Annotated in this window: 14 protein-coding genes; 7 read left to right on the top strand and 7 right to left on the bottom strand. The window is 44.2% G+C overall.

Features of this window, described 5'->3' with window-relative positions:
• Positions 1–111: 111 nt before the first annotated feature.
• The 4 genes from ACO0KY_RS12420 to ACO0KY_RS12435 all read right to left on the bottom strand — a co-directional run bounded on the left by ACO0KY_RS12420 (position 112) and on the right by ACO0KY_RS12435 (position 4,279).
• Positions 112–1,818 carry a phage/plasmid primase, P4 family gene (locus ACO0KY_RS12420; protein WP_423046466.1) on the bottom strand — a complete coding sequence of 569 codons (1,707 nt, stop codon included), beginning with the start codon at positions 1,816–1,818 and terminating at the stop codon, positions 112–114.
• A gap of 80 nt (positions 1,819–1,898) precedes the next feature.
• Positions 1,899–2,102 (bottom strand): hypothetical protein, encoded by a 204-nt coding sequence (locus ACO0KY_RS12425; RefSeq protein ID WP_423046468.1) that lies wholly within the window; start codon positions 2,100–2,102, stop codon positions 1,899–1,901.
• A 168-nt stretch (positions 2,103–2,270) separates the two neighbouring features.
• Positions 2,271–3,041, bottom strand: a complete 771-nt coding sequence (locus tag ACO0KY_RS12430; RefSeq protein WP_423046470.1) for a DUF6387 family protein — start codon at positions 3,039–3,041, stop codon at positions 2,271–2,273.
• A gap of 92 nt (positions 3,042–3,133) precedes the next feature.
• Positions 3,134–4,279, bottom strand: coding sequence for a site-specific integrase (locus ACO0KY_RS12435; RefSeq protein WP_423046472.1), 1,146 nt, complete (start codon positions 4,277–4,279; stop codon positions 3,134–3,136).
• Between the two features lie 152 nt (positions 4,280–4,431).
• Here ACO0KY_RS12435 and ychF point away from each other — a divergent pair, with 152 nt between their 5' ends.
• Complete coding sequence (gene ychF / locus ACO0KY_RS12440) at positions 4,432–5,523, top strand: redox-regulated ATPase YchF (protein ID WP_422990433.1); 1,092 nt, start codon at positions 4,432–4,434, stop codon at positions 5,521–5,523.
• Between the two features lie 151 nt (positions 5,524–5,674).
• On the opposite strand, the gene ACO0KY_RS12445 is transcribed toward ychF, so the two are convergent.
• Positions 5,675–6,574: a LysR family transcriptional regulator gene (locus tag ACO0KY_RS12445; RefSeq protein ID WP_423046474.1), complete on the bottom strand. Its 900-nt coding sequence runs from the start codon at positions 6,572–6,574 to the stop codon at positions 5,675–5,677.
• Between the two features lie 119 nt (positions 6,575–6,693).
• Between ACO0KY_RS12445 and ACO0KY_RS12450 the strand changes: the two genes are divergently transcribed.
• The 4 genes from ACO0KY_RS12450 (at position 6,694) to ACO0KY_RS12465 (ending at position 8,781) form a co-directional block, all read left to right on the top strand.
• On the top strand, positions 6,694–6,879 hold the full coding sequence (locus ACO0KY_RS12450) for a 4-oxalocrotonate tautomerase (RefSeq protein WP_422990429.1): 186 nt from the start codon (positions 6,694–6,696) through the stop codon (positions 6,877–6,879).
• A 28-nt stretch (positions 6,880–6,907) separates the two neighbouring features.
• Positions 6,908–7,312 carry a carboxymuconolactone decarboxylase family protein gene (locus ACO0KY_RS12455; protein WP_423046476.1) on the top strand — a complete coding sequence of 135 codons (405 nt, stop codon included), beginning with the start codon at positions 6,908–6,910 and terminating at the stop codon, positions 7,310–7,312.
• Between the two features lie 474 nt (positions 7,313–7,786).
• Positions 7,787–8,308, top strand: coding sequence for a hypothetical protein (locus ACO0KY_RS12460; RefSeq protein ID WP_423046478.1), 522 nt, complete (start codon positions 7,787–7,789; stop codon positions 8,306–8,308).
• A gap of 26 nt (positions 8,309–8,334) precedes the next feature.
• Positions 8,335–8,781, top strand: coding sequence for a hypothetical protein (locus ACO0KY_RS12465; protein ID WP_423046480.1), 447 nt, complete (start codon positions 8,335–8,337; stop codon positions 8,779–8,781).
• A gap of 280 nt (positions 8,782–9,061) precedes the next feature.
• Here ACO0KY_RS12465 and ACO0KY_RS12470 read toward each other — a convergent pair whose 3' ends face one another.
• On the bottom strand, positions 9,062–10,210 hold the full coding sequence (locus ACO0KY_RS12470) for a hypothetical protein (protein WP_423046482.1): 1,149 nt from the start codon (positions 10,208–10,210) through the stop codon (positions 9,062–9,064).
• A 167-nt stretch (positions 10,211–10,377) separates the two neighbouring features.
• Positions 10,378–11,019, bottom strand: a complete 642-nt coding sequence (locus tag ACO0KY_RS12475; protein ID WP_423046484.1) for a cysteine hydrolase family protein — start codon at positions 11,017–11,019, stop codon at positions 10,378–10,380.
• A gap of 116 nt (positions 11,020–11,135) precedes the next feature.
• On the opposite strand from ACO0KY_RS12475, the gene ACO0KY_RS12480 reads away from it, so the two are divergent.
• The gene (locus tag ACO0KY_RS12480; protein ID WP_423046486.1) at positions 11,136–12,143 is read left to right on the top strand and encodes a GlxA family transcriptional regulator; all 1,008 of its coding nucleotides are present in this window, start codon (positions 11,136–11,138) and stop codon (positions 12,141–12,143) included.
• Positions 12,144–12,251: 108 nt separating this feature from the next.
• Positions 12,252–13,109 carry an MOSC domain-containing protein gene (locus ACO0KY_RS12485; RefSeq protein ID WP_423046488.1) on the top strand — a complete coding sequence of 286 codons (858 nt, stop codon included), beginning with the start codon at positions 12,252–12,254 and terminating at the stop codon, positions 13,107–13,109.
• Positions 13,110–13,149: the final 40 nt, after the last annotated feature.

Raw genomic sequence — 13,149 nt, forward strand, 5'->3', positions numbered from 1 at the left:
CGCTTTCAATATTCCAATGATCTGTGTCTCTGTAAATCTGCTCTTACGCATTTCTGTTCTCCTTTGGCATATAAGTTTGCCTCAAGAACTCTGGTTATGCATGGCTTGATTTTACGGGAGGGTTACAGTGGCACCAATTAACCTAGCATAAGGTTTAAAGGAAAATGGTGCCTGAAATTTTCGCTCAGCTTGAATAATATCGCCTGATGTAATTTGTTTGAGATAGCCATCAGCTACAGTTGCTTGAGATGACATCTCTGAACTGATGTTTGCCAACTTTCCCTGTAATTCAGCACGAACAAATGCCTTCTCAAGTTCTTCGATCTGAGCATAGCTAATATTATCCTTGCCGACTAATGCGGTAATAATGGCCAGTATTAATGATTTACCATTTCCACCAGCACCAACCATCCACAGAAATTGTGGTAACCGAGTATCGGCAATCAGGCAATAACCGATGAACTCTTGCAACAGCTGTATCTTCTCAGCTTTGTCCTCATCAGGTTCAAATATTTCATTCAATGTCTGCAACCACAGAGGGCAATCGGCTTGAGGATCATATGTAATATCAAGCTTATTAGCCAAAAAGTAGTCAGGTGAATGCGATAAAACTTCGCCATTCATCGGGTTGAATGTGCAATTATTTAGGCAAATTAAAGGTGATTTTCGAGCAAAAACATCTGATGGGGCTGCATATTTTATTTTGATTAAATCAAATACTTTGGCAACAGAGCTGGCTGTAGCCTTAATATCCATCATATTTAAAATAGGCTGACGAATATCAACGTCTTGATCTAACATTTCCCAATAGCCAGTACCATAGCCATAGATCTGGCTATTAGTATAAATAACTTTACCGCCGTATTGTGTCTGCACAAACAATTCGGCCCTTTGTAAAGACGTCAAATTTTGCGGCTTGTCGTTTTCAACGGATTCTTTACGCTTTCGCTTACTTCTAATTTGGTTTTCTGGATCACTAACGTCATTAACAGAGTTAATTATGACTGGAGTCCATAATTGCTCACCTAATTCAGCAATAGCGTTCGGAGTCCATCCTTCAGCGAGAGCATCTGCTAAATCGTAACCTATAGCCAAAGCGCCATCATTGGCAAATACTTCGAGCTTTAAAATAGCTTTAACGTGAGCGCCACTTGCCGTTAGCAATTCAATTAATTTGTTTGCATATTGATTGCCTGGCTCATCGTTATCCGGCGCAATGTAAACATTACGACCTTCAAAAGGTGTGAAATCTGTTTTATCAGGCGACTGTGCTCCGTTCATCGTAGTTGTGGTGACGAAGTCAGGAAAAAGTACTTGGGCAGCATCGGCAGCTTTCTCACCTTCAGTAAATAAAACAGGTGCATCTGGTCTAATCGCTAAGCGATTTAAACCGTAAGCTGGTCTTGGGGCAGGTGGTGCGATGTTCTGCCAGCTCTGAAATCCGCTTGCGTCCTTTACGAAACTTAATGGCCGAAATGATTTACCGCCAACAGTATCAAATCGATTGGTATAACACATAACTTGGTTATCAGCATTGCAGTACTCCCAAGTGAAAGATGGCGTTCCAAGACCTGGAAAAAATACTGGTCTCGGTCTAACATTTTCAGGAATTGGCATGACGACAGAAAATTCGGGATCTGTCTTTGCTTTCCGTACAATCACGTTTTTTTTAGCCGCTTTTCCTTCCGATTTTTCTAACTCTGCGATAAATTTCAAAATATTTATTGCAGCTTCAGATTGATATTCGCATCCGCTGACATATTTGACCAAACTAATGAGGTCACCGCCTGTATCGTCAGTTGCAAAGTCAGCCCACATACCAGTTTCAGTATTAATTTGAAATGATCCCAGCCCATTATCCTCACGGGTAGGATTAAGAGCGACATATTGTTTCCCCCTCAGTTCGCCATCAGGAAGCCATCAGGAAGCCAATTTTCAAGTATTTCATCAGCATAACCTAGGGCTAGCACATTAACGGCTTCGAAATTCAATCCAGAGCTTACAGACTTTAACAACTCATGAGCGTCTAATACGCATTTCTCAGACGAGGGAACGGCCTCTTCCAAATTAATATTTCTTTCAAAATCTATTGATTCCTTCATGATCTAAATCCTATAAAAATTACAAATAAACATGTACATGTGTACATCCAAAACACTTTCATTAAATTAAAAGTGCTCCCGACATGAATCGGGATTTGTAGAATTATGGAATTTAGTAATAGAATCTCCGAGGAAAAAAGAGGGGGGGCTTGTTTACTCCGAAATTAATTAATTTTTATTTTTAAGATGCTCAAGAACATGCACGGTCATTGGATTAAAAACTTTCGTCCTCATTTGACTAAGCCGTATTCTCTGCGACTCACGTTCATCTATCTTCGATTTTGGTAAAAGGAGTTCGAGCTTTTTAGCTTTTTTTATCTTCATGTTGGTCAATAACGAAAATAATTCCAGATCCATATAAGGCACAATTAACGCATTCGCCCAGCTTTTTATTTTTTTATTGTATTTGCCTTTAACTACCTTAGTCTTGGGTACTTTAGTGCGCCACTTACTAAGCCAAAGTTTGAAGTCACTACAGATTTGTTCATCTGTTGCTCGAAGATCGATCATGACATGAGCAAGACCATCGAAGACATTATCGGCATTCTCCATCATTATTTCGTCCACGAGAAATGATTTACTTTCCTTGCTATTAGTCATAGCCGAATACAAATAATTTAGGCGACTCTCAGTTACTGACTTAACAGTAGAAGTATTTGTTTCATGCTGACGCCCTCTATAATGATGCTCGAACCCCAGCGGACGTAGCGGATGAGTTTTAAGTTTTTCAAAAAGTGTACTAGCAAGTTCCTTCAACCTAACGTCATCCTTACTAGCTTTAATTATTGCCTCCAAATTGACACGATCGTTTACGAGGGAATACCATTGAATATAATTTGGACTGTTTTTATTTTTTTCATTTTTCAGTTCTGAATACGATTCGAGGTTAAACCACGCTAACTCATCGTTATCATTGCAAGTTTCTTTATTTTGGCTCATTTTTGCAAATCTCAGTTTTAATGTAACGTTCAGTAAATATATGACTCAATTGTAATTCGATCTAGTTCATTATTTGTAACGTTCAATTTACGTCATGTTTGTTCAGACTTCACCACCATCAATTCCAATAATTTCTTTTGTATGGATACAAGTGGATCATAAATATCAATAATTGAGAGTTGCACATAATGTCTGTGTAGTACATCTGACTTATTCGCCTTATGGTTTAATATGCGACGCAATACGGCATCACTAAAGCCTAAGTTCTCGCCCGTGGTCGCAAGCATTTTACGTAAATCGTGGAGCATAAATTTAGGTGCCCCAGCTCTTTCTGCCATACTAGCTAAGTGCTCTCCTGAAACCCCATCAAACAAAAGTTGTTCATCATTCATACCGTTGCAACACGTTATTAATAGATTCCTTAACATTGGCGTCAACGGCAGCGAATGTGGGCGGCCAGTTTTGGTATCAGGAATATGAAGAATACCGTTAATGAAATCTACTTGCTTTTTTTTAATCGACCAACCTTCGTTTCTCCTCAAACCGGTCATTGCAAGTAGCATTAAAAGATTTCTTTGCTTATTTGGAAGTCGTTGCACTGCGTCATACCAAGAGGCTAGTTCCTCATGTTGCAGCTTGCGCTTTCTAGGTTCGGCCTTATCAGGCATCAATCCAGTTTCAGCTAATTTAGTAAATGGACTCTGAAGCTGTAAAGAAAACACAGCGTTTGCGTATCGAATTATTGCGCCAATGAGTCCCCTTCCTAGTTCAACAATTGCCGCACCATTTGACTTTGCAAATACATAGCAATGTTTGGAAAACTTTATTGAATTCAACTCTGTTATTTCAAGATCAAACCAGTCTGAAAAATGTGTTCGTAGAATTGAATCATAGCGTTTAAGACTCGACGCTTTAATACCTTTTGCCTTTGCGTAGTCTGATATTAGTACTCGGAGTGTCGGTAATTTCTCCGGTTTAGATACCCCTGTTCCTCTACCTTCACGGCAATTACGCAATATCTTTTCAGCAATAGAACGAGCTTCTTCAGTGCATAAAAGAGGCCAACGACCAATCGAAATCCGCACCTGAACACCATTTGAACTCGACGCAACAATGAAAGTGCGACTTCTTTTGTTCATTTGGATACAAAATCCTGTTAATACTCTGTCCCGCAATATTCTTCTGTCATTTACGGCGAGTCGTTTGATAAGTGCGTCTGATAAGGTTACAATCGTCATAATTTTTGGCTACAAAACGGATACAAAATCCTGTTAAACAACCCCAGATTTGATCCGATCCCACATCGCAGTGTGTTTTATGCAATACGCATTTAACATCGTTCTGGTTAAATGCAATAAAACCGCTAACCCCTTGTTTTAGAAAGATTTTCATGAGTCTCAAATGCGGCATCGTCGGCCTGCCTAACGTCGGCAAATCTACTTTATTTAATGCACTGACAAAAGCGGGCATTCCGGCAGAAAATTATCCCTTCTGCACGATTGAGCCTAACGTTGGTATCGTTGAAGTACCTGATCCACGCCTCAAACAGTTGTCTGACATCGTTAAGCCAGAACGTATTCAAAACGCTATCGTTGAATTCGTCGACATCGCCGGTCTGGTGGCTGGTGCCTCCAAAGGTGAAGGTCTGGGTAACCAGTTCCTCGCGCATATCCGCGAAACTGATGCCATCGTCAACGTAGTGCGTTGCTTTGAAGATGACAACGTGATCCACGTCGCTGGTAAAGTCAGCCCGTTGGACGACATCGAAGTCATTCAAACCGAATTGGCCCTGGCCGATATGGGCAGCGTAGAAAAAGCCATCCACCGCGAAAACAAAAAAGCCCGTTCGGGCGATAAAGATGCAGCCAAACTGGTCGCCTTGTTAGAACGCGTCATGCCAGCCTTGAACGATGCCAAACCAGTACGTGCGCTTGGTCTGGATGCGGAAGAAATGGCGCTGCTCAAGCCTTTGTGCCTGATCACTGCAAAACCAGCCATGTACGTTGCTAACGTTTCTGACTCTGGCTTTACTAACAACCCATTGCTGGATCAATTGACCGCGTTTGCTGCTGCACAAAACGCGCCTATCGTGGCGATTTGCGCAGCGATTGAATCAGAAATCGCTGATCTGGACGACGCTGACAAAACTGACTTCCTGGCCGACATGGGCATGGAAGAACCAGGCCTGGATCGTCTGATCCGCGCTGCGTTCAAATTGCTAGGTTTGCAAACTTACTTCACTGCTGGCGTCAAAGAAGTACGCGCCTGGACGATCCACATCGGCGACACTGCACCGCAAGCAGCTGGCGTAATTCACACCGATTTCGAACGCGGCTTCATCCGCGCTCAAACCATCGCGTTTGAAGACTTCATCACCTACAAAGGCGAAGCTGGCGCGAAAGAAGCTGGCAAAATGCGTGCTGAGGGTAAAGAATATGTCGTGAAAGATGGCGATGTGTTGAATTTCTTGTTCAACGTCTAAGTACTGTTTTACATCGCTGGGAATCACCAGCGAATCTGATCAAAAATAGCCCTATTCGCATAGGGCTATTTTTTTGTGTTTCTCAGCAATCGATAAATTGTTATTTGAAAAATTTTAACTTGTGGCTTTCTTAGCCGAGAAGTTTTATCCATTACGGTTCCAGTCCAAAATGCTGCACCAAAAAATCAATCACACTGCGTAGCTTTGCTGTTGGGCGAGTATTCTGCCTATAGATGAGATACATGGGCGTTGGTTTGAATGACCACTGTGGCAAAACATGCACCAAGCGACCTGTGGCGATATCCTCAGCGAGCGACATCTCCGGTTGTAGCACGATGCCAGCGCCAAGTAAGGCGGCGGTGCGCAAAGCACTGCCTTGATTTGCACTGAATCTGCCACTTACGGCAATTTCACAGGTCTCTGCATCTGGCCCGATTAAATGCCATTTATCATGGTGACGCCAATACGATAAGCCGAGGCAACTGTGAGTGCTTAATTGTTCTGGGTGTTCTGGATGCCCCTGTTGAGCAAGATATGTCGGTGCTGCTGCAAGTATTCTGCGATAAGGGCGTAACGGACGGGCGACTAATTCTGAGAATGACGTATCAATGTCGCCAATCTGAATGCCTAATTCGTAACCATCTGTGATCAGATCAGATACACGATTATCCAGCGTTAATTCAACCTTGACATCAGGGTAGCGAGCTAAGTACGCAGCCAATACCGGGACCAGATTCTGATTACCGAAGCTGACTGGTGCGACCAATCGAACCAGCCCCCGCGGGGTGGCATGTAACTCGGACGCACTTGCTTCTGCTAAAGCCACTTCTGCCAGTGCTTGTTTGCAACGATCGTAATAAAGTTGCCCCACTTCGGTCAGGTGCTGTCGCCGTGTCGTGCGGTGTAACAGCCGTGTCCCGAGCCGTTCTTCAATAATACGGACATGCTTGGCCACCATCGTTGATGAAACGCCACTGAGTTCTGCTGCCGCGGTAAAGCTGCCACATTCGACTACTTTGACAAACATTTCCATACCAGCCAATTTGCTCATGATTAAGAACCTGTAGGTTTTAAATGGCTCAACTTATAGCATATTTATCTATCTTTGAATGCAAGTAATACTGCATCCACTGGCGCTCAATCCTGAGCGTCAATGATCAAGGAAATCTCATGCCTCTATTACATTTAGAAATGCACCCCGGCCGTACGTTAGATCAAAAACGTGCTTTTGTTTGTGAAGTAACGCGAGTAACAGCCGAAACGTTGAATTGCCCTCCAGAGAGCATCGACATTGTGATCACTGAAGTTGCCCGCGACGATTGGGCCAAAGCTGGCAAGCTCGTTGCCGATAAATAGTTCCTCTAAAAATGGGAGAAAAATTCACATGCCACAGCAAGCTGGAAATACCTATTCACAAGGATTGGCTTTAATCGCGCAACTGCACGGCAATCATGCAGGGCAAGCGATGATAGACGAAATGAAAGTCGTCTGTCCCGATTTCGCCACCATGACTATCGATTGGGCTTTTGGTGGCGTCATGGCGCGACCAGGGTTGGATCTGATATCACGGCAATTGGTATTAATTGCCTCTTGTGTCACGCTCGGACACGCCATGCCGCAGTTGCGGGCGCATGCCGAAGCAGCACTGCAAATTGGTGCCAGCAAAGAACAGATCATCGAGACGATATTGCAATTGACGTTCTACGCTGGCGGACCCGCAGTAAGAAATGCCTTGGTAGAACTGAAGGACGTATTGACTCCATCCCCTGCGACTTCAACAAACCAGTAGGACTCCAGCGCGGAAGGTAAAAGCCGCGCTGATCTTGCGTTCATAGAAATTTGGCGGCTTACACCCGCCCGAGCTGAACGAAAAAAAATTACGCTTTCTTTCAACCCCCACCTCTGCAATGTATGTCGCTGCTCAAAACATCGTAAGTTAGTTTCGGACTGTACACCTCCATTAAAGACAGGACATTTTTTCCTGGCAACTAGTTCCCACATCACACATCGCACTTCAATGCGAATTCGTGCGCACATTTGATAAGTAGACTCCGAGTTTGTTAAGTCCGTCCAATAATTTATGTTAAAAAAATTTAAACATTATCACTCTGTAATCGCATTGAAATGAATTGTCGATAGAATCAACCGTCGCCAAATGATTCACAAATTGTTACGATAATTTTTCTTTGGTGGCTGATCTTAGTGCGCTACAACGCAATATTTGTTCATTTTTATGTTTTAGATTACTCATCAGGGGTACATTATGGGATTTGGTTTGGGAAACTTGTTACAAGAAGTTATCGGAGGCAACTCTCCTGCAGAAAATCATTTTGATCAGATCGCACAAGGTTCACCTGCTGAATTGATCAGCCAGGGTTTGGCAACGATGTTTCATTCTGACCAGACACCTGCATTTGCACAAATGGTTGGGCAATTATTTGGACAAGCAAATCCAAATCAGCAAGCAGGCATGCTCAATCAATTGTTGAGTGGCATGGGACCGCAAGTCTTAAGCGCGATTGCCGGTGGTGCGGGTGGCAGCGGCTTAAGTGCAATTTTGGCGCAATTGGGCGGTGCGAACGCGACAGTCACGCCAGAGCAAGCAGCACAAATTTCGCCAGACCAGATACAACAACTTGCTGATCATGCACACCAGCAAGATGCAGGCATCGTTGAGCATATGAGTGATTTCTATGCCCAACATTCTGGTCTCATCAAAACACTGGGTGGCGCAGCATTAACGATTGCGTTATCTAAGATGGCTGATACACCAAAGAGCAATTAATTTTTTAACCACACGAGGAAATGAATATGAAAATCAAATCAATGTTGTTGGCATGTGTTTTATCTGTTGCTGGCTCCGCAGGCTTGTTAAATTCTGCCATGGCTGCCGATGCTGCAACGGTCTCTGCAACTTGCAATGACGGCACTGCATACACTGGAGCAAGTAAAAAAGGCGCATGCTCAGGTCACAAAGGCGTGAAAGAATGGGCAACTGCGGAAGCATCAGCCGCACCAGCAGCCGCAGCAACCCCAGCAGCTCCAGCCGCAGCTGCACCAGCCAAAGTAACGACACCAGCCGCTGCACCAGCGGCCGGCGGTGGCGCAGGTAAAGTGTGGGTTAACACGAGCTCCAAAGTTTACCATTGCGAAGGCGCTAAGTATTACGGTACAACCAAAGAAGGTTCCTACATGACTGAAGCCGAAGCAAAAGCAGCTGGCAATCGTCCAGATCATGGCAAAGCATGCACTAAATAAGAAAGACTTGAAGTAAAAAATGCCGCGAAATCTTTCGCGGCATTTTTTTTAAACACGCTTTCCATCAACATAGAAAAATATAATCATCATCAATATATGGTATTGGGCTCAACTTTAAATAAAGAATTCAATACAGAGCTACACAAAACTTCGTCAGCCGGTTAATGACGTTTTACAGTACCTAGTGTCTTTTTTATATTGAGAAGCCTTAGCAGAACATTTTTAGAACAAAAAAGACTACACCGACAAATGAGAAAATAATCACGAATCCGCAAATATATTATTGTCGAGACATTTTCCAATTTGCCACATAACCATTCTTCAGATTGATTACACCACTTCCTCCTCCCAATGAGTCAAGCTTTCCGCTCAAAGTCCCATTCATGCCGTTAGCACTGGACGAGCTGATCGTGATAGAAATATCCCCATCGTTATTTACACTGGCATTAAGTAGATTGCTTGAATAATCCGTAGAAAGTCCACCGGCACTGATACCAAACAGGTACGAGGCTGTTCCCGTTGGGTCAATCTCGATCAAATTGACGCCAGTGTTGCCAGCTATAGTTAAATTCCAGCGACCCGCAAACCTTTGCAGCGCTTTAACTCCGACATTGCTGGCGTTAAGGCGACCAATCAACTCCGACGTAATGATTAAATTTTTACTTCCTCCGGGTTTCGATGACTGAAAGTCGGAATCAAAACCAGTCGTGACGCATTTGACATACTGACCGCTCACCGTATCGCGCCAGCAAGTACGACTTACATCCTTACTTGTATCTGTATAGTTGCCGCCAGGTGGGGTATAGGTTGTAAGCTCTTTTATTGTTGCCACTTCTTTTAAAGTGGAAAACTTACCTGCCGTAACGTTTACGTCTTCAACACCAACAATACTTCCAGTATCTCGCACAGTTTTGTAAGTGACTGAGGAGCTACCTGAAGTGCAATTCAACGTGATATTGACATCCCAGGTCTGGCCCAAAGAGTAGGGCGATTTGGCGGTAAGGTAATTCTGCGAATAAGAACATGGAAAGGAAGAAACTGACCGGGGAGAAAACAAAAGTTCTGCACCATTTGCGTCATACAAGCTGAGATAAGAGAAGGTAGCAGATGTATTTTTTCCAGCAAAAAAATACCCTGCTTTAGGCAACTTATCGTTTAGAACACTTGCGCTGCCGGTCACTCCACGGTATGTATTTCCATACTGTTCTGTTGAATAGTAAGTCCAGCTTTGTCCTTGATCATCACGAACCAAATGTTGATAAGTAAAACTATCACCTGCCACTGGAACTTGTCGTGTATAGGTTACCGGCAATACAGGCGGAGGCGTTACACTTCCGCCAGTATTGCCACTACCCACACTAGCCGTCGATACATTTGATCCGCCACCGCCGCCGCATCCTACCAAATACATGGATACTACAGTTGACACAACAACCTTCACATAAAATTTATTCATCAAAATGATCCCAAGTTCTTCATATTATTTAATTTTTAAGAATTATACTGTTTAAAATATAATGAATAAAAGAACAAATTTGCTTGAATTAAATAATCCTTCAGCTCAGATTGATGCCAATATCACGCCAAAAAAATTAATTATCTGCGCCCCCGCCCCGCCAGGTGCGAACTTAATACATTACTTTTTTCGATGACGGTTTGATTTTTTATCGCATTGATCCAACTCTCTGTTGTACATACAGCGGCAAAATTCGATTGAAAGACAACATTAAAAGCACGATGTATTTCCTCGGCACTGGCATAGCCTGCTTGATTGGCATACGGTAAGGCCCCCGTCGCATCGCTCAACACTTCCACTGTGTAACCTTCATGAGACGCCTGGTAGATCGTACTGGCGTTGCAGTTATGCGTCATGTAACCAACGATGCTGAGGATATCTATCTGATGTTGCTTCAACCATGCGCCAGCATCGGTACCAACAAAGATGCTGGCCATGCTTTTTTCGATCAGATGATCGTAGGGACGTTGCTGCACTACTGAATGCAATTGCCAGGTATCGGAACCACGCGCAAAAATAGGCGCGTTTTCTGGTGCGGAATGTTGCACCACTAAGATAGGGATACCGGCCGCGCGCGCTGTATCCATGGCGATACCGATGTTACGCAAAGAAACCGCTGGATCAGGATATTCAATCAACATATTGCCGGTGAAATATTCATTCTGTACGTCGATCACGATCAGGGCGCGTTTTTGGGTAAGGGAGTGAGAAGTCGTTGTCATGGCTAGCTTTCAAAAAAGTCGTTAAAGAAGATGTCTGTTACTGCATGCTATTTTGCGCTTTACCATTTTGTTTGAGCAGTGACCCGATAGCCAATATTCGATACAATCGGGTCACAATGAAAAATTCTATTTCAAGCAAAAAAATGATTGATGTGGAACAGACTATCCATATCGCTATCGTTGCATTTGATAGCATCAGTCCGTTTCATTTGTCAGTGCCATGCCTAGTATTTGGTGAGTCGCATGGCGATACGCCGTTGCCGAAATTTGCGATCAAGGTCTGCGGAATATCCGCGAAGAGCGGAGAGCAGGTCGTTAAAACGAATGCCGGATTTTCTATCCAGACGCGCTATGGCTTATCTGCGTTGTCACGCGCAGATATGATCATCATCCCATCCTGGTATAACGACTTGCGCCCTGCACCGTTGGAATCATTAAACGCCTTACGCAAGGCGCATAAAGCAGGAACGCGTATCGTTGGTTTATGTCTGGGTGCATTTGTCGTCGCTGAAGCGGGCTTATTGCAGCAACGCAGTGCAACGACGCATTGGGCACTGGCGAAAGAGTTTTCAAGGCGTTTTCCGGATATTCATCTGGATCCTAATGTGTTGTATGTCGATCTTGGTGATGTCGTGACGTCAGCGGGTACTGCTGCCGGAATAGATTGTTGCTTGCATCTTTTACGCAGCAAATACGGTGCGGATGTCGCCGCTGCCGTTGCACGCCGTCTGGTAGTGGCGCCGCATCGACAAGGTGGACAGGCGCAATACATAGAACAAGCAATACCGGTTCTCGCCAGTGATGACCGTTTATCACAAATACTGGAATGGATGCTTGCACATCTGACCGAATCACATAATCTGGATCAACTGGCGCAACGCGCTTTGATGAGCCGGCGTAGTTTTACCCGGCATTTTCAAAAAATGACAGGCACAACAGTAGGTCAATGGTTATTACATCAACGACTGGCATTTGCCCAACGACAACTCGAATCCAGCCAACGTTCTATCGAAGATATTGCGATTGATGCGGGTTTCGGCTCGGGGTTGTTGTTACGGCGTTACTTTGCACGCGAGTTCACGATTTCACCTTCGGCTTATCGTCGCCAGTTTCAGGGTAAGTGATCGCATTGAATTGGTAAAATCTGAAAAACTGTATCCTAGCAAACCCGCCTACTTACATTAAAATAGCTGATATCCACAATGCAACACCAGCTTGTCTAAAGGAGTGTCATGCCTAATATCACCGTTTTAACGATCTATCCAATCAAATCCTGCGCTGGCATTAGCGTATCCGAAGCAACAGTCACAGCGACAGGATTAAGTGTGGGTGGTGTACATGACAGAGAGTGGATGCTGGTGGATTTGCAAGGGCAATTTATCAGTCAACGCGAATATCCACAGATGGCGCGCATACGTTGCACCATCACTGCTGAGAATTTGTGTGTGGATTACGATGACATGCCAAGCTTATTATTGCCTTTAGTCCCCCAGGCGGATAGCAAGTCAGGAAAAGCGATTCCTGTCGTCATTTGGGAATTTGCTTTACATGCTGACGACGCGGGCGACGCTGCGGCCGCCTGGTTTAGTCAGGCTCTGAATAAATCTTGTCGCTTAGTGCGTTTTTCCGAACAAGCACAACGGTTTGCCAACACCAAATGGACTGGCGACAAACTAGTGCCCACCCGTTTTTCTGATGGCTACCCTCTGCTGCTGGTTTCCCAGGCTTCTTTAGATGACTTAAACCAGAAAGCTATTGCGCAAGGTCGTACACCTGTGCCAATGAATCGCTTCCGGCCTAATATCGTACTCGACGGGATTGATGCCTTTGAGGAGGACTATGCCGAGACCTACAGCATAGGCGATGGGATACAATTACGTCCAGTTAAACCCTGCCCACGCTGCCCCATGCCAGCAGTGGATCAAACGACAGGCGAAGTGGGACCCAATCCAGTGGATATCTTGCAATCTTATCGCGCTAATCCTATTGTGGATGGCGAGATCACGTTTGGCATGAATGTCATCGTAGAGAATGGTATCGGACACATTTTGACAGTAGGCGATGACGTCGAAATAGCTATTGCCTTTTAATACCACATAGATTAGCTTGCATACTTTGTGCATGTGCAAC

The sequence above is a fragment of the Undibacterium sp. Dicai25W genome, assembly GCF_049340505.1.
Taxonomy (GTDB): Bacteria; Pseudomonadota; Gammaproteobacteria; order Burkholderiales; family Burkholderiaceae_D; genus Undibacterium; species Undibacterium jejuense.